Below are 17,073 nucleotides of genomic sequence, written 5' to 3'. Positions count from 1 at the left end.
GGAGCATCTGCTGACGGCCCGCGCCGCCGCCTGAATCCTCCTCCGCTACGACGAGGCCCATCCCGCCCGTTGGCCATAGGGCCCCTTCGTTCCCCGTAGGAGCGGCCCCAAGGCCGCGATGGCCGGAAAGAATCGCGGCCTTGGGGCCGCTCCTACAGGGAGTTCCGCCCTCCGCCCCAAAAGCCCCTCTTCCCCACACACTGATTTTCTCCCCCCGACGAAAAACGGCGGCCATCGGCCGCCGTTTTTCGTCGGGGGGAGAAAATCAGGAACCGAGGGTGATCACGCGGAGGAGGTCGGTGCCGCCCGCCTGCTGCCGATACCCCGAGGTACAGACCACCACGTCCCCCGGCGCCAGATAGCCGAGCGCCCGCGCCTTCGCCAAGCCGAACTCGATGCGCGCCTCGTCCGACGCCTCGCCCTGATAGAGGAACGGGATCACCCCCCAGTTCATCGCCAGCCGCCGCGAGACCAGCCGCGAGCTGGTCACCGAGATGATCGGACACTCCGGCCGGTGCTTGGAGATCAGCCGCGAGGTGAAGCCGGTGGTGGAGAGGCTGAAGATCGCCGCCGCATCGAGGCTCCCGGCCATGTTCACCGCCGCCTGCGCCACCGCCTCGGTGACCCCGTTGGAGGGGTTGTGGGGGATCCGCTGGAGATAGCCGTACTCGCGCAGCGACGCCTCGGCGCGGCGCGCCAGCGTCGCCATGGTCTCCACCGCCTCCAGCGGATAGCGGCCGGCGGCGGTCTCGCCGGAGAGCATCACCGCCGAGGTGCCGTCGAGGATCGCATTGGCCACGTCGCTCGCCTCGGCGCGGGTCGGCCGCGGATTGCGCTCCATCGAGGCGAGCATCTCGGTGGCGGTGATCACCGGCTTGCCGCGCGAGACGGTGGTGCGGATGATCTGCTTCTGCTTGCCCGGCACGTCGGCCAGCGGCAGCTCCACGCCGAGGTCGCCGCGCGCCACCATGATGCCGTCGGCGGCATCGACGATCTCCTCCAGGTGGGCCATCCCCGCCTTGTTCTCGATCTTGGCGATGATCGGGATGCGCCGCTCCCAGCGGGCCATGATCGCGCGCATGTTGCGGATATCCTCCGCGGTCTGCACGAAGGAGGCGGCCAGATAATCGACGTCGTTCTCCGAGGCGAACTCCAGCTCGTTCTGCACGTCGCGCTGGTACTCCTCGCTCACCTCCAGCTCGGTCTCCGGCAGGTTGACCCCCTTGTTCTCCTTGAGCAGCCCGCCATGGATCACCCGACAGTGGATCTGGCCCCCGTCGACGGCGGTGACCACCAGCTCCATCGCCCCGTCGTCGAGCAGGATCGGCGTGCCCGCCGCCACCTGCCGCGGCAGCTCCCGGTTGGAGACGCTGCACCCCTCCTCGTTGCCCACCCGGCCATCGGAGTAGAGGGTGAAGGAGCGCCCGGCGATCAGCTCCACGGTGCCCCCCTCCAACCTGCCGGAACGGATCTCGATACCGCGGGTATCGACCATCGCCGCGACGTTGAAGCCCCCCTCCTTGGCCACCGCGCGGACCCGCTCCAGCCGCTCCCGGTGGTCCTCGTAGGAACCGTGGGAGAGGTTCAGGCGCACCACGTTCATTCCCGCCGCCATCATCGCGTGCAACGTTTCCGGGGTATCGCAGGCGGGACCCACGGTGGCGACGATCTTGGTCTTGCGCACTTCGGCTCTGGGGGACATCGGTCTCGGTTCCTTGAAAAAGCAATAATCAGTATTGAACCGAACAATGATATACGTCTGCGCCGCCGGACGATAGGAGGCGGCCCGCTACGACCGCCTCAGCCGCTCGGCGATCCCCTCCAGCTCCTCCAGCGAGTGGTAGCGGATGCGCACCTCGCCGGTGCGCTTCTCCACCGAGAAATCCACCGACACCGCGTTGCCCACCGCCTGCGAGAGCTCCGCCTCGAACGCCTCCAGGTTGCGGTCCTTGCGCCGCGCCGGCTCGTCGTCCACCGACTTGAGCGCCGCCACCCGCCGCTCCACCTGCCGGGTGTTGAGCCCCTTCTTCACGGTCTCCCTGGCGAGCGCCAGCTGATCGGCCTCGGAGAGCCCGAGCATCGCCCGCGCACTACCCGCCTTCAGCTCCCCACCATCGACCATCTGGCGCAACTGCGGCGCCAGCTCCAACAAGCGGATCTGATTGGCCACCGACGGCCGGCTACGCCCCAGGCGCTTGGCCAGCTCGGTCACCGACAGCTCGAACTCCTCCACCATCCGCCGGAAGGCCACCGCCTCCTCGATCGGCGTCAGGTCCTCGCGCTGCAGGTTCTCGATCAGGGTGACCGCCGCCGCCTCCTCGTCGGAGTACTCGCGCACCACGCAGGGCACGTCCGGCAGCCCGGCCAGCTGCGAGGCCCGCCAGCGCCGCTCGCCGGCGATGATCTCGAACCGCCCCCCGCGCAGCGGCCGCACCACCAGCGGCTCCACCACCCCCTGCTCGCGGATGCTGTCCGCCAGCTCGGTCAACTCCTCCTCGGGGAAGTGCGAACGGGGCTGATAGCGACCCCGTTGCAGGAACTCGACGGGGACGTGGCGGAGTTGGTCAAGCATGGAGAGTCTCAATAGCGACGAAAGAGGCAAACGAAGAGTAGCAACGAACAGCTTCTAATGGAATAATCCCGCAAATCTCCTCCAACCATCCATAAGAATACTGCCAAATTCCATCCTTGTTCCAGACTTCATCAATCGTATCGTCTAGCACCTGCGTGATAAAAAAAAGGCCAACCGCGTTACATGGTCAAATCTCGCGCCTTCCGTGTGAAACCGCGGAATTACTCTAACTCAAGTGCGGCCAGACAACCCCTTCGCTCGCAAAAACAAGAAGCACCATTTGACATCAAACAAGAGAACTTCAACCAATAAAGAAGAGTTACAAAACACTTCTAATAATTTCAACACCCCCCCCAACCATCCTGTTAGCTTCCGCTCTTCTTACTTTCCTCATCTCCCTCATCTTCCGTTCGCTCATCAGTATCGTCAACCGCAGAAACCCTAAATACGATATTTTCTCCCGCCTTAGCATCAAAATCCTGAAAACCTTTATCCCCCAAATATTTCCTATCAATTTCGCGCCACACACTCGCCCCTGATAACGGCACTACCCCCCCTCCCAGAACGACAACGATGAGAGCGCCCTTTAATACAAGAAAACAAGATTTCATATCATCCCTCTTGACAGCCCCAATCACACGCGATCAATAGTTTCATGCAACAATACCGCCCCAAGCACCAACAATATACCAAGCATATCAAGTGCAGCAGGCGAGTAATATCCAAACGCTGACGCGAACAACAGTGTAAACACGGGATACAGCATAAGCAAAACGGCCACATGCTTAAGCTCAAAATTTTGCACAACGAGCAACATGAGATATATCGGAAGAACAAAACCGAATAACCCGACAATAAATGTTATGACAAGCAAATCTGAACGCCAGTACTCATCACCATAGACCAACATAAAAATAAATAAAACCAAAACCATTCCGGTCATCCGCCAAAATAATATCAAAAGCTTCTCCACCCCTAGATCCACAAGTTTTTTGTAATATGCTCTACAAAACGCAGAGGAAAGAGAGCTCGATAGCGCACACAACAACCCAACATACCACGACGCATGCATTTCCACGTCAAAAGAAACCCTGGAGTTCGCGATCAACAAAATCCCGGACACCCCAAAAAACAAACTAACCCAGAACACTTTTCCTAGCTTCTCTCCCAAAACAATTGCAGCCAAAATCCCCGTAAATATTGGCGACGTCCCATAATCAACAACCGAATTCAGGGCCGCCCCAAAAGAACTATCAATAGCCAACAAAAAGCAACCAAAAGCTAGAAATGTAAAAAAATTCAACTTAACAAAAACAACAACCGTATTCTTTTCGACCTTAAATCTATCAAATCCAAGCCTTCTTTCATTTATAAATAGAAACAAAACAACAAAGACAATGGCCGAAATCGAAAAAACAAAGAGAGTAAATACGGGATTCGAATTCCATACTTCGTCCTTAAAAAGATACTCGGTAATAACATCACGTATTCCAGATATGATACAAAAAGAGAAAAACACCAAATAAGCCAACGCCGACGAACCCATTGTCTCGCGAAGAAACTTTAGCATATTCTACACACCCAATCCTTTTCACTACATGGGAAAACCATCAATCTTCTTAAATACACCTTCAAGCAACCCCCTTTTTTTCGAATCAACCATACAAGCTACCCCACCTTCCCGCAAACTGGAAATCATGCCACCAAGAGGCTTAGTTTTCTGAAATCCATGAATGCTGATTTTTTCAACATCCGCTCTTCCTAGCACAACCTGAGACGCGTCTTTATAAAAATTTATCAAATTAAATGCCTGAGACCCCTCTCCCCGATTTTGCTCAAGATAGAACTTGGAATACCTCAGCGCCTCCCCAAAATCACAACTAACAAACGAAACCTCCGCAAGGTTAGCGTAATCAAGATTCTTGAGAGGCCTTAGCTCTATCGATCTTTTCAAATGAGGAATACTTGATTCGTACTTCCTCTGATCCAACAAAGCTATACCCAAATAGTGATGACCAGCCCAAGAATCTTCTCTCAGCTCAATAACTTTCTTCGCAAAATCCAAAGTATGACCAAGATCTCCCATCTTATAATACGAGCGCGCCGCTTGCTCATATGACAACGAAAGCAATATATCTACCGGCTTATGTATTTCATCGATAATCTTTCCGGCGTCTAAATCTGGCTTATCCTGATCATCGCTGAAGTATATTTTTTCCATTCCTGACTTCTTGTCCAATGTTCTTTTTGCTTTTTCCAGGACACTAATGGCACTCATAATTTCAGCAATACTGAGCTCATACCGCCGCTTCTCGAATTCGTAATTTGCTCTAAACAAAAAGGTTTCCGCCTCTCTCATGCGGACATTAGCCTCATTTTGAGCTCTAGTTATAGACGTTATTCCCTCAATGGTCTTTGATGCATTTTTCAGGATATTTTCCGACTGCCTCCTAAGCTTGTCCACCTCTACGGTATTATATATTTGATAACCAAAGGCGATAAGAAATGCAAAACCCACCAAACTACCCAAAGTAGTAATAATATCGTAACCTGACCCAACTCCAGAATTCGCAGTCATACTTCACTCCATGACGATATTAGTCAAAAATTCTAACCCAAAATATTAAATTATCTTAAGGAGGATCACAATTCCAGGCTTCAGAAGATTTCACAGACAAAGAAAACACCAGCGCCCCCATACCGACAAGCATCTTCAGGCATCAGGACATACGAATAATTCCCAGCAGTCACATACCTCCCGCAAAGCCGGGGGCTTGGTCTGCGCCCCCCCTCAAAGGGGCAGTTCAGAGCCGCCTAAAGGCGGCGCTACATTCTCAACTTCAGCCGATCGTAACGCTCGCCGTCCCTTTCCTGGTTCCTCACCTACACTCGCACCAGCTCCTCATCCAACCCGATCGTTGATACGAAGCTCCCTCGGGCCCATAAATTCTCGCCTGTGAAGTTCCGCTGCTTCCCGCGGAACTGCCTGGCGATTGCGATGGCACTCTTCCCCTTCAAGTACCCAACCACATTCGAAACAGAGTACTTCGGTGGGATACTGATGCAGATGTGAACATGATCCGCCATCAGGTGGCCTTCCACGGTCTGACACCCCTTCTGTTTCGCCAAATCGCGAAAGATCTCCCCCAAATGCCTCCGCAGCGTCCCACAGATCACCTTCTTACGGCGTTTCGGAATGAAAACCACGTGGTATTTGCAGTCCCACTTCGTGTGGGACGATCTCTGATACTCTCTCATCGGATTCTCCTAACTCTTGGTCGAGCTTGGAAGAATCCGAGCGACCGCATCGCACGGTCAAACCGAGCGTAGTCCCCCGGCAAAGCCGGGGGACTACCTCATTTATTTAATCGGCGCAACGCGGCACTACGCATCATGCCTTTCATCGACACATAAAACGCGCCCTTTTCTCTCAACTCCTCTTCGCACCCCAATTAAGAAATAACTCTTAATTAAAGGTGAGGCCAGCACCGGGGACCCGCCGCGACAGACATACAAAATTAACTCTCCATTATATTAAGTAAGGAGTCTCTATTCCTCCACTCTGCTCGGCGAGGAGATTCCCGAAAGGACCGATACGCGGTTAATGATACGACAAATTCGATATCTCTCTTAATTCATATTCGCACACACTGCACACTTCACCATATAATGTCAGCGTATCATACTCGCAATGTGCCCCACATCGAGCGAACCGCCTTCGCTCCCGTGGTTATTCCCACGTGCGCGTCAATGTACCGACTTCTCCCCCTCGCGCAGCCGCTCCAATCCTTCCCGTCCCTGCTTCTTCAGCACCGCGTTGACCTGCGGAAGCAGCGACTCGCCGGCGAGGGTCTGGCCACGAAACACCATCCAGCTGGGATAGGTGGCGTAGGCGCTGAGCGGATCGGCGAGGATGCGGGCGTCCTCGTCGCGCGCCTCGTACGGGTAGAAGCACGAGGCCGTCTCGCCCTTCTGCCCCTCCTCCGGGGCGAAGTTCAGCCGCATCTCCAAGTCGTCATAGCCCTTGGTCACCGCATCGCTACCCCGCCAATGCGGTTCGGCGTCGCCGGCGAGGAGTTCGGCCACCAGCCCCGTGCAGAGGGTGAGACGGACATCCTCGGTGGGGCCGGAGCAGCCCGCGAGCAGCAGGCCTGCGAGCAGCGACAACGCCGCTCCGCGGCGGAAGCGGCGACCGCGAAAAAAGGTGGTGAGATGCAATTGGCGAGGGGAATCGGTCATCGCTGGTCCTTCCATTTGCGGACGGTTGTACGGGTTCAAAAAACACCGAGACGTGGTGCGGATCGGCGGCCGCGTAGTCCGCCGCACCGGAAATGCGACCGGTCGCCCGGCGCGGCGTTCATGATAGCCCCGCCTGAACACCCGAGGCGATCTGGAAAACGGCCGTCCCGGGCCTACTTTTGGGGTAGGCGACGGACGCGGGGATCGGCCCCGCATCGCCGTCGCGGGAGGATACCCCGATGACCCTTTCGCCCCGCTCCACCCGCATCGCCGCGCGCTGGCTGGCCCTGGCCCTGGCGGTATCCGCGGCACTGCTGTTCACCGAGGTGGCGGCCCACTCCATCCGGACATCGGCACCGCCGATCCACGCGGTGACGATTTCACCCGCCGATACGCTACTCTAAGGGCCTGTCGAACCATGGATGGATCGGCTGCGGAAGCGGGAAAGCGGCCCCATTTTTCCGGAAATCCTCGTCAAATAGCTTGCTATTCTCCTCGAATTTCCGAAAAACTGGGACCACTTTCCCACTCCCGCCGCTCGATCCCCCATGGTCCGACAGGCCCTTAGGGAACCACAGCCAGCCCGTCGAGACACCGTGAGCAAACCGGACAACGCCACTCCCTTTCCACGCCCCCGCGGGGAGCGGGACACCGCCCCCCGCGGAGGGGAACCCTCGGCGGAGAACCTGGCCTACCTGGAGCAGCTCTACGGCGACTGGAGCCGCGCCCCCGAGGCACTCGACGAGGGCTGGGACGACTGGTTCCAGCGCCTCCCCGCCACCCCGGCGACGCCCCTGCCGCCTCCGCCGACGACACCACCGTCCCCGGCCGCCCCTTCCCCCGCCTCCGCCCCACCCGAGTCCCCCTGCGGCCCGATGGTCGACGCCGCCGCCAAACAGGGGGCGGTGTTCCGGCTGATCAACGCCTACCGGGTGCGCGGCCACCAGAACGCCGACCTGGAGCCCTTCGAGCTGCGCCCGCGACCGGCGGTCGACGAGCTCGACCCGGCCTACCACGACCTCACCGAGGCGGACCTCGACCGCGCCTTCGACAGCGGTTCGCTGGCCACCGGCGAACATACCACCCTGCGCCGCATCATCGCCCTGCTGCGCGCCAGCTATACCGGCCCGGTGGGTGCGGAATACATGCACCTCACCGAGACCCTGGAGAAGCGCTGGCTGCAACAGCGGCTGGAGGCCCCGCGCCCGCTCCTCGCCAGCGAGAGCCGCCGCCGCATCCTCGAGCGGATCGCCGCCGCCGAGGGGCTGGAGCGTTTTCTCCACACCAAGTACGTGGGCCAGAAACGCTTCTCCCTGGAGGGCGGCGAGGTGCTGATCCCGGCCCTCGACCGGCTGGTGCAGGCCGCCGGTGCGTCGGGCACCCGCGAGATGGTGATCGGCATGGCCCACCGCGGCCGCCTCAACGTGCTGATCAACCTCCTCGGCAAGTCGCCCCACGAGCTGTTCCAGGAGTTCGAGGGTACGGCGGCGATGCGCGGCGCGGGGGACGTCAAGTACCACCTCGGCTACTCCACCGACGTCGCCACCCCCGGCGGCCCGCTCCACCTGGCGCTCGCCTTCAACCCCTCCCACCTGGAGATCGTCGGCCCGGTGGTGGAGGGCTCGGTGCGCGCCCGCCAGCAGCGGCGCGACGACCACAGCGGAAAACGGGTACTGCCGGTGCTGATCCACGGCGACTCCGCCTTCGCCGGCCAGGGCGTGGTGATGGAGACGCTGCAGATGTCCCAGGCCCGCGGCTACACCACCGGCGGCACGCTGCATATCGTGGTCAACAACCAGATCGGCTTCACCACCAGCAACCCGCTCGACACCCGCAGCTCGCTCTACTGCACCGACGTGGCGAAGATGGTGCGCGCACCGATCCTCCACGTGAACGGCGACGAGCCGGAGGCGGTGAACTTCGTCGTGCAGCTCGCCCTGGAGTACCGCGAGGCGTTCCACAAGGACGTGGTGGTGGATCTGCTCTGCTACCGCCGCCACGGCCACAACGAGGCGGACGAGCCGGCGGTCACCCAGCCGATGATGTACCGCCGCATCCGCAACCATCCCACCCTGCTCCAGCGCTACGGCGAGCGGCTCGCCGCCGAGGAGGTGATCGAGGCCGACGGCGCCGAACGCCTGGCGGAGGAGTACCGCCGGCGGCTGGAGGCCGACGAGATCGTCGCCCGCGACATCACCGCGCCCAACGGCGACCCCTACCGGGTCGACTGGAGCCCCTTCCAGCAGCCGACCCGCTGGGATGCCGCGGTGGAGACCGCGGTCTCCCTGCCCCACCTGCAACAGGTGGCCGAACGGCTGCTCCAGCTCCCCGCCGGCTTCGAACTCCACCCGCGGGTGCGCAAGATCGCCGAGGACCGCGCCAGGATGGCCGCCGGCGCGCTGGCGGTGGACTGGGGCTTCGCCGAGCTGCTCGCCTACGGCACCCTGCTGATGGAGGGCTACGAGGTGCGCCTCTCCGGCCAGGACGCCGGCCGCGGCACCTTCTTCCACCGCCACGCGGTGCTCCACAACCAGGTCGACGGCAGCGCCTACACGCCCCTGCAGCACCTCTCCCCGGGGCAGCCCCACTTCGTCGCCATCGACTCGCTGCTCTCCGAGGAGGCGGTGCTCGCCTTCGAGTACGGCTACGCCAGCGCCGAGCCGCGCGCGCTGGTGATCTGGGAGGCGCAGTTCGGCGACTTCGCCAACAACGCCCAGGTGGTGATCGACCAGTTCATCAGCTCCGGCGAGGCCAAATGGGGGCGGTTGTGCGGGCTCACGCTGTTCCTCCCCCACGGCTTCGAGGGGCAGGGCGCCGAGCACTCCTCGGCGCGGCTGGAGCGCTACCTCCAGCTCTGCGCCGAGGAGAACATCCAGGTCTGCGTCCCCTCCACCCCCGCCCAGCTGTTCCACCTGCTGCGCCGCCAGATGCTGCGCCCGCTGCGCAAGCCGCTGGTGGTGATCACCCCCAAGTCGCTGCTGCGCAACCCCGCCTCGCTCTCCCCGCTGGAGGCTTTCTACCAGGGGCGTTTCCAGCCGGTGATCGAAGAGGCCGACGCACTGGAGCGGGAGGGGGTGCGGCGGGTGCTGCTCTGCTCCGGCAAGCTCTACTACGACCTGCTGGCCGCGCGCCGCGAGCGCTCGCGCGACGAGATCGCCATCCTGCGCATCGAACAGCTCTACCCGTTCCCCGAAAAGTCGCTGCGCAACCAGCTCAAGCGCTACCCCAACGCGCTCGACGTCGCCTGGTGCCAGGAGGAGCCGCGCAACCAGGGGGCGTGGTACACCAGCCGCCACCACCTGCGCGCGGCGCTCGCCGAGGGCCAACGGCTGCGCCACCTCGGCCGCCCCTCCGCCGCCGCCCCGGCGGTCGGCTCCTTCCGCCTCCACGTCCAGCAGCAACAGGCCCTGGTCGACGAGGCCCTGGCAGCGGTGGAGGAGTCGTCTGAATGAAGAGTTTTACCACCAAGGGATATAGGGCGGCCCGCGGCCGCCGGGCGTCTCAGACCGCATCACGGCCCGCTGCCCTCCTCCGCGCCGCGGCGGGCACAGCCCGCCCTATGGAAAGAAGATTCACCGCCCAAAGCCGAACGAAACACCCACATGACCATTGAAATCAAGCTCAACCACCTCCCCGAATCGGTCAGCGAGGGGCTGGTCGCCGCATGGCGGCGCGCCCCCGGCGAGCGGGTCTACCGCGACGACCCGCTGGTCGATATCGAGACCGACAAGGTGGTGCTGGAGATCCCCGCCCCCGCCGACGGCGTCCTCGGCCAGATCCTCAAACCCGAGGGGGAGACGGTGCGCGCCGACGACACCATCGCCCTGCTGGAGCCGGCCGGTTCCAGCGCAGTGCCCGGACCCGCCGCCCCCGGCGAGGCCGAGGACTCCGCGCCGCCAATGAGCCCGGCGGTGCGCCACCTGCTCGCCGAACACCGCCTCGACCCGCAAACGATCGAAGGCAGCGGGCGCGACGGGCGCATCCTCAAGGGCGACGTGCTCGATCACCTGAAACGGCGCGACGCGACGCCACCCGAACCGGCGGCGTCAACGGAACCGCCGACGGCGCCGGAGACGGTGACCACGGTGGCCCCCGCAGCCCCTGCCGCGCCAACCGCCCCTCCGGTCGCCGCCACCGGTGGTCGCCGCGCCATCCGCCGCGTCGCCATGACCCCGGTGCGCAAGCGGATCGCCGAGCGGCTGCTCGAATCGCAGCGCCAGACCGCCACCCTGACCACCTTCAACGAGTTCGACATGAGCGCGGTGAAGCGGCTGCGCGCCGAGCACGGCGAGCGCTTCCTCGCCGCCCACGGGGTGAAGCTCGGCTTCATGAGCTTCTTCGTCAAGGCGGTCACCGAGGCGCTGGTGCGCCACCCGATCGTCAACGCCGGCATCGACGGCGACGACATCCTCTACCACGACTACTACGACATCGGCGTCGCCGTGGGCTCACCGCGCGGCCTGGTGGTGCCGGTGCTGCGCGATACCGAGCGGCTCGATTTCGCCGGTGTCGAGAAGAGCATTGCCGACCTCGCCGCCCGCGCCCAGGAGGGGCGCCTGGCGCTGGAGGAGCTGTCCGGCGGCACCTTCTCGATCACCAACGGCGGGGTGTTCGGCTCGCTCCTCTCCACCCCGATCCTCAACCCGCCGCAGAGCGCCATCCTCGGTCTGCACAAGCTGGAGGAGCGGCCGGTGGCGGTGGCGGGTGAGGTGGTGATCCGGCCGATGATGTACGCCGCCCTCTCCTACGACCACCGCCTGATCGACGGCCGCGACGCAGTGCTCTTCCTTACCACCATCAAGGCCCTGATCGAAGACCCCGCCCGGCTGTTGCTGGCGGTTTGAATCGAATTCGACCACGAAGGTTTGTGAATGCTTTGGTGCGGAGTAGCCGGAACGAATGGAGGCGCTTTCGGGTTCGGCGGCTTCGTTGAACGCCGGTTTTTTAACACGAAGGACACGAAGGAAGAGGCACGAAGGGCACGAAGGGGAAGATGGCGTAGGGTGTGCCGACGTTAGGAGGCGCACCATTTTCCGACCGGTGCGCCTCCTAACGTCGGCACACCCTACCCGTCCACCAAATCCAACCTCAGGAAAGAATGACTGGAAATGATGGTTCGCCCGATGCGACACAACCGAAATCAGCTATCTCTTCCTTCGTGCCCTTCGTGCCTCCTCCTTCGTGCTCTTCGTGTTAAAAAAGCACCGTCCAACGAAGCCACCACTCGCAACGCCACGACAATCTTTCCGAAAACCAAGGCCAAAGCCCAACCACCCCTTCGTGGTCAACCCAACCCCCTCCAGGAGCATCGCAATGGCCCGTGACAAACAGTTCGACGTGGTGGTGATCGGTGCCGGTCCCGCCGGCTACGTGGCGGCGATCCGCTGCGCCCAGTTGGGCCTGAAGACCGCCTGCGTCGACGACTGGTTCACCCCGCAAGGCGAGCACCGCCTCGGCGGCACCTGCCTCAACGTCGGCTGCATCCCTTCCAAGGCGCTGCTGGAGTCCTCGGAACTCTACGAGAAGATCGCCCACCAGGCCGCCGACCACGGCATCCGGGTGGACCCGCCAACCCTCGATCTCGATGCCATGCACGCGCGCAAGGCACGGGTGGTGGAGAGCCTCACCGATGGCATCGCCACGCTGTTCAAGGGCAACGGCATCACCACCTTCCCCGGCCGCGGCCGGCTGCTCGCCAACAAACGGGTGGAGGTGACCCCGCGCGACGGCGAGCCGCTGACGCTGGCCGCGGAGGCGGTGATCCTCGCCACCGGCTCCCACCCGATGGAGATCGCCACCGCGCCGGTGGACAACGACCGGATCGTCGACTCCTCCGGCGCGCTCGCCTTCTCCGAGGTACCGAAGCGGCTCGGCGTGATCGGCGCCGGGGTCATCGGCCTGGAGCTGGGCAGCATCTGGAAGCGCCTCGGCAGTGAGGTGGTGATCCTCGAGGCGCAAGGCCAGTTCCTGCCGATGGCCGACCAGGCGATCGCCGCCGAGGCCGAGCGGCGCTTCCGCCAGCAGGGGCTCGACATCCGCCTCGGCGCGCGGGTCACCACCACCCGCCCCGGCAAGCAGCGGATCAGCGTCAACTACCTGGACAAGGAAGGCGAACAGCGGCTCGCGGTGGACCGCCTGCTGGTGGCGGTGGGCCGCCGCCCCAACAGCGGCGGCATCGCCGCCGCCGAGGCGGGACTGCTGATCAACGAGGGGGGTTACGTCCACGTCGACGAACAGTGCCGCACCAACCTCCCCGGGGTCTACGCCGTCGGCGACCTGGTGCGCGGCCCGATGCTCGCCCACAAGGGAAGCGAGGAGGGGGTGGCGGTGGCCGAGTGCATCGCCGGCCTCAGCGGGGCCCCGCTGGAGCTCGACCACATCCCCTCGGTAATCTACACCGACCCCGAGATCGCCTGGGTAGGACGCACCGAACAGTCGCTGAAGGGCGCCGGCATCCCCTACAAGGTGGGCCGCTTCCCGTTCGCCGCCAACGGCCGCGCCCGCGCCATGGAGGCGGGCGGCGGCTGTGTGAAAGTGCTCAGCCGGACCGACGACGACCGCCTGCTCGGCGTCCACGTGATCGGACCCGGCGCCGCCGAGCTGATCGCCGAGGCGACCCTGGCGCTCGCCTTCGAGGGCAGCGCCGAGGACCTGGCGCGCACCGTCCATGCCCACCCGACGCTCGCCGAGGCACTCAAGGAGGCGGCCCTCGACGCCGAGGGCCGGGCGCTGCACACCCTGCGCCGACCGCGCTAACCACCCGTAGCGCTTGGCGGTCCGGCGGATTGCTAGAAGATCGTAGGATGGGCAAAGCGCAGCGTGCCCATCAAAACGCCTGCCACGGCAAAACTCTCTGCCTCCGTTCGATGGGCACGTCGCTACCGCTCCTTTGCCCATCCTACGAGAACGACATCCTGGATCGTCTGATGGGCAGACGACCGCCTTCCCCCTCCGGAGGACGGGTGACCACCTCCCGCCGGCGTGCTAACGTCCCTGCATGAACCTACCGACGAGGATCGTGGCCCGTCCGGCGGGCGGGCCATCGCGGCACCGCCGCTCCGGCCTCGTCCCGCTCGTCGGCGTCCTCCTCGCCCTGCTGTTCGCCATCGGCGCCCCGCCCGCCACCGCCGAGCCGCCCGCAGCCGCCCCGCTACGCATCCTTTTACTCAACTCCTGGCACAAGGAGATGCCCTGGCAGATCGCCTTCGAACAGGGCCTGCGCGACGAGCTGAGGCACCAGCCCCGCCCCTTCGAACTCTATGCCGAATACCTGGACGCCGGCCGCTTCCCCGAACGCCCCCAGCAGGAGGCGCTGGTGCGCTTCCTCCGCGAGAAGTACCGCGACATCCCGGTCGACGCGGTGATCGCCGAGAGCGGTGCCGCCACCACCCTGCTCGGCGAACACCCGGCGCTGCTCCCGGACAGCCGGCGCATCCTGCTCCGTTCCGGTGACGACGCCCCGACCGAACCGCACGACACGGTGGGAACCCTGCTGCCGGTGGTCGACGACTTCAGCGGCGCCATCGGCGAGATGCTGCGCCTCGCCGCTCCGCGACACCTCTACGTCATCGCCGACACCCACGAGCCCAGCGGTCGCCGCCGGCTGGCCGGCTTCCGCGCCCAGTGGGGGCCGCTCAGCCCCGGCATCACCACCGAATACCTCACCGACCTGCCGCTGGACGAGCTGCTGGAACGGGTCGCCGACCTGCCGCCCCACAGCGCGATCTTCTACCTGCTGATCTTCCGCGACGGCGCGGACCGGCGCTTCATCCCCTACCGGGCGGCCCAACGGATCGCCGAGCGGGCCGACGCGCCGCTCTTCAGCAACTGGGAATCGCTCCTCGGCAGCGGCATCGTCGGCGGCCACCTGCTCTCCGGCGAGCGGGTCGGCCGGCTCGCCGCGCGCTCCCTGCTCGCCCCTTCCATGCCGCCCGCCGACGACGGCTACGGCGACTACTACGACTGGCGTCAACTGGTACGCTGGGGCTACCGCCACCGCACCCTGCCCGCCGGCGCGGAGATCCGCTACCGCCCGCCGTCGCTGCTCGCGACCCACCGCTGGCAGCTCCTCGGCGGCCTCGCCGTGCTGCTCGCCCTGGCCGTCCTGTCGGCGGTGCTGTGGCGGATCAACCGCAAGCTGGTGACGGCCCGCCACGCCCTCGACGAGGAGCGTGCGCGACTCGAATCGCGGGTCGAGGAGCGCACCCGAGACCTGCGCCGCAGCGAGATCCACTACCGTTCGCTGTTCGAGGGGAGCGGCGAGGCGATCCTCCTGGGCAACCCGGACGGAGTGCTCTTCGACTGCAACGAGGCCGCCCTGGTCTCCTTCGGTTGTCCCGACAAGGCGACCCTGTTGGGCCACACTCCGACCGACCTGTCTCCCTCCCTGCAGGCCGACGGCTCCCCCTCCGCGGAGGCGGCGCAGGCGCGCATCGCACAGGTCATGCGGGAGGGCAGCGTACGTTTCGAGTGGACCTACCGGCGCCACGACACCCAACGACCGTTCCACGCCGAGGTGTTGCTCAGCGCCCTGGAGATGGGCGGGCAGCGCTTCCTCCAGGCGGTGGTGCGCAACATCGACGAACGCAAGGCGGTGGAGCGCGCGCTCACCACGGCGAAGGAGGCCGCGGAGGCGGCGAGCCGCGCGAAGAGCCAGTTCCTCGCCAACATGAGCCACGAGATCCGCACCCCGATGAACGGCGTCATCGGCATGCTCGAGCTGCTCGGCGACACCCGCCTCGACGACGAACAGCGCCACTACCAGCAAACCGCGGTGCGCTCCGCCGAGATGCAGCTCAACGTGATCAACGACATCCTCGACCTCTCCAAGATCGAAGCGGGCAAGCTGGAGCTGGAGGCGAGCGGGTTCAACCCCCGCGAACTGCTCGACGACGTCGCCCGGCTGATCTCCGCCGGCGCCCGCGACAAGGGGCTGAAGGTGATCACCCACTGCGACGACGAGCTGGACCGCCCGTTGCTCGGCGACGGCCTGCGGCTGCGTCAGGTGCTGCTCAACCTGGCCGGCAACGCGGTGAAGTTCACCACCGAAGGCGAAATCGAACTGCGCGCCGACCGCCTCGCCGCCCCGTCGCCCCCACCCGCCCAACGGATCGCCCTGCGGTTGGCGGTGCGCGACACCGGCATCGGCATCGGTACGACGGACCGCGAGCGGCTGTTCCAGCCCTTCAGCCAGATCGACACCACCACCACCCGGCTCTACGGCGGAACCGGCCTCGGCCTGGCCATCTCGCGTCAACTGGTGGAACGCATGGGCGGCCGGCTGGGGGTCGACTCCACCCCCGGAGAGGGCAGCATCTTCTGGGCGGAACTGGCCTTCCCCGCCGCCGACAAGGCGCCCCCGTCACGCCCCGATGTGCCCCTCCCGGCCACCGTCGGCCCGCTGCTCGGCCGCGTCCTGCTGGCCGAGGACAACGCGGTCAATCTGCAGGTGGCGCAGGGTCTGCTCGCCCGCCTCGGACTCACCGCCGACGTCGCCCGCAACGGCCGCGAGGCGGTGGAGCGCAGCGCCGAGCGCCCCTACGACCTGATCCTGATGGACATCCAGATGCCGGAGATGGACGGGTTCACCGCCACCGGCGCGATCCGCCGCCGCGAGGCGACCCGCGGCGAGCCGCGCACCCCGATCGTCGCGATGACCGCCCACGCCCTGCGAGGAGACCGCGAGCAGTGCTTCGCCGCCGGCATGGACGACTACCTGGTCAAGCCGGTGCGCTGGGAGGCCTTCGCCGCCACCCTCGCCCACTGGCTCCCCGCCACCGACACGCCGACCGCCAGCACCGCTGCCCACGAACGGGCGATCGATGCCACCGTCTTCGAAGAGCTGCGCGCCAATCTGGCCGCCATCCCCGGCGGCTTCGACGAGGTGCTGGAGGAGTTCCGCCGCTCCTCCCGTGAGCTGCTCGCCGACGGCGCCACGGCGATCACCGGCGGCAACCCCGAGGCGCTGCGCATCGCCGCCCACAGCCTCAAGTCCGCCGCCGCCACCGTCGGCGCCCGCACGCTCGCGGCGAGCGCCCGCACGCTGGAGGAGCTCGCCGGCACCAACCGCCTGGCCGAGGCCTCCACCCACCACGCCGAGGCGGTGCGCCAACTGCGCACCGCCCTGGAGGCGATCGAGCGGCTGCGTTGAATCCCCGACAACGAACCCGCATCCGCACTCATTCCAAGCCGCCAATCTCCAAAAAGCGTTATCAACCGCAGATTCACGCAGATTGGCGCAGATTCAAGATGGGATAAATCTG

At 64.3% G+C, this 17,073-nt stretch carries 12 protein-coding genes; 5 read left to right on the top strand and 7 right to left on the bottom strand.

Annotated elements, in window-relative coordinates; genetic code table 11:
• Positions 1 to 265: 265 nt before the first annotated feature.
• The 7 genes from pyk to ACYQ2W_RS04885 all read right to left on the bottom strand — a co-directional run bounded on the left by pyk (position 266) and on the right by ACYQ2W_RS04885 (position 6,811).
• Entirely contained in the window at positions 266 to 1,702 is a 1,437-nt protein-coding gene (gene pyk, locus ACYQ2W_RS04915) for a pyruvate kinase (RefSeq protein ID WP_459863815.1), read from the bottom strand.
• A gap of 87 nt (positions 1,703 to 1,789) precedes the next feature.
• Positions 1,790 to 2,572: a ParB/RepB/Spo0J family partition protein gene (locus ACYQ2W_RS04910; protein WP_459863813.1), complete on the bottom strand. Its 783-nt coding sequence runs from the start codon at positions 2,570 to 2,572 to the stop codon at positions 1,790 to 1,792.
• A gap of 365 nt (positions 2,573 to 2,937) precedes the next feature.
• The gene (locus tag ACYQ2W_RS04905; RefSeq protein ID WP_459863811.1) at positions 2,938 to 3,183 is read right to left on the bottom strand and encodes a hypothetical protein; all 246 of its coding nucleotides are present in this window, start codon (positions 3,181 to 3,183) and stop codon (positions 2,938 to 2,940) included.
• A gap of 23 nt (positions 3,184 to 3,206) precedes the next feature.
• Entirely contained in the window at positions 3,207 to 4,142 is a 936-nt protein-coding gene (locus ACYQ2W_RS04900; RefSeq protein WP_459863808.1) for a DMT family transporter, read from the bottom strand.
• Between the two features lie 24 nt (positions 4,143 to 4,166).
• Positions 4,167 to 5,150: a hypothetical protein gene (locus ACYQ2W_RS04895; protein WP_459863806.1), complete on the bottom strand. Its 984-nt coding sequence runs from the start codon at positions 5,148 to 5,150 to the stop codon at positions 4,167 to 4,169.
• Between the two features lie 305 nt (positions 5,151 to 5,455).
• A complete protein-coding gene (gene tnpA, locus ACYQ2W_RS04890) occupies positions 5,456 to 5,830 on the bottom strand; it encodes an IS200/IS605 family transposase (RefSeq protein ID WP_459863804.1) in 375 nt (124 codons plus the stop codon).
• Positions 5,831 to 6,319: 489 nt separating this feature from the next.
• On the bottom strand, positions 6,320 to 6,811 hold the full coding sequence (locus ACYQ2W_RS04885) for a hypothetical protein (protein ID WP_459863801.1): 492 nt from the start codon (positions 6,809 to 6,811) through the stop codon (positions 6,320 to 6,322).
• A 239-nt stretch (positions 6,812 to 7,050) separates the two neighbouring features.
• Between ACYQ2W_RS04885 and ACYQ2W_RS04880 the strand changes: the two genes are divergently transcribed.
• The 5 genes from ACYQ2W_RS04880 (at position 7,051) to ACYQ2W_RS04860 (ending at position 16,961) form a co-directional block, all read left to right on the top strand.
• Positions 7,051 to 7,215 carry a hypothetical protein gene (locus ACYQ2W_RS04880; protein ID WP_459863799.1) on the top strand — a complete coding sequence of 55 codons (165 nt, stop codon included), beginning with the start codon at positions 7,051 to 7,053 and terminating at the stop codon, positions 7,213 to 7,215.
• 282 nt (positions 7,216 to 7,497) lie between these two features.
• A complete protein-coding gene (locus ACYQ2W_RS04875; RefSeq protein WP_459863819.1) occupies positions 7,498 to 10,263 on the top strand; it encodes a 2-oxoglutarate dehydrogenase E1 component in 2,766 nt (921 codons plus the stop codon).
• Between the two features lie 150 nt (positions 10,264 to 10,413).
• Positions 10,414 to 11,655, top strand: coding sequence for a 2-oxoglutarate dehydrogenase complex dihydrolipoyllysine-residue succinyltransferase (odhB, locus tag ACYQ2W_RS04870; protein ID WP_459863797.1), 1,242 nt, complete (start codon positions 10,414 to 10,416; stop codon positions 11,653 to 11,655).
• Between the two features lie 469 nt (positions 11,656 to 12,124).
• The gene (gene lpdA, locus ACYQ2W_RS04865; RefSeq protein WP_459863795.1) at positions 12,125 to 13,567 is read left to right on the top strand and encodes a dihydrolipoyl dehydrogenase; all 1,443 of its coding nucleotides are present in this window, start codon (positions 12,125 to 12,127) and stop codon (positions 13,565 to 13,567) included.
• A gap of 262 nt (positions 13,568 to 13,829) precedes the next feature.
• Entirely contained in the window at positions 13,830 to 16,961 is a 3,132-nt protein-coding gene (locus ACYQ2W_RS04860) for an ATP-binding protein (protein WP_459863793.1), read from the top strand.
• The last annotated feature ends 112 nt before the right edge of the window (positions 16,962 to 17,073 follow it).

Source organism: Endothiovibrio diazotrophicus (assembly GCF_054657215.1).
This window is presented reverse-complemented; position numbering and strand designations above follow the sequence as displayed.

What these genes read in the sequence shown, in the direction of transcription:
- ACYQ2W_RS04905 (WP_459863811.1), bottom strand. Translation starts at nt 3,183, where the DNA reads ATGAAATCTTGTTTTCTTGTATTAAAGGGCGCTCTCATCGTTGTCGTT.
- odhB (WP_459863797.1), top strand. Translation starts at nt 10,414, where the DNA reads ATGACCATTGAAATCAAGCTCAACCACCTCCCCGAATCGGTCAGCGAG.
- tnpA (WP_459863804.1), bottom strand. Translation starts at nt 5,830, where the DNA reads ATGAGAGAGTATCAGAGATCGTCCCACACGAAGTGGGACTGCAAATAC.
- ACYQ2W_RS04880 (WP_459863799.1), top strand. Translation starts at nt 7,051, where the DNA reads ATGACCCTTTCGCCCCGCTCCACCCGCATCGCCGCGCGCTGGCTGGCC.
- ACYQ2W_RS04900 (WP_459863808.1), bottom strand. Translation starts at nt 4,142, where the DNA reads ATGCTAAAGTTTCTTCGCGAGACAATGGGTTCGTCGGCGTTGGCTTAT.
- pyk (WP_459863815.1), bottom strand. Translation starts at nt 1,702, where the DNA reads ATGTCCCCCAGAGCCGAAGTGCGCAAGACCAAGATCGTCGCCACCGTG.
- ACYQ2W_RS04895 (WP_459863806.1), bottom strand. Translation starts at nt 5,150, where the DNA reads ATGACTGCGAATTCTGGAGTTGGGTCAGGTTACGATATTATTACTACT.
- ACYQ2W_RS04885 (WP_459863801.1), bottom strand. Translation starts at nt 6,811, where the DNA reads ATGACCGATTCCCCTCGCCAATTGCATCTCACCACCTTTTTTCGCGGT.
- lpdA (WP_459863795.1), top strand. Translation starts at nt 12,125, where the DNA reads ATGGCCCGTGACAAACAGTTCGACGTGGTGGTGATCGGTGCCGGTCCC.
- ACYQ2W_RS04910 (WP_459863813.1), bottom strand. Translation starts at nt 2,572, where the DNA reads ATGCTTGACCAACTCCGCCACGTCCCCGTCGAGTTCCTGCAACGGGGT.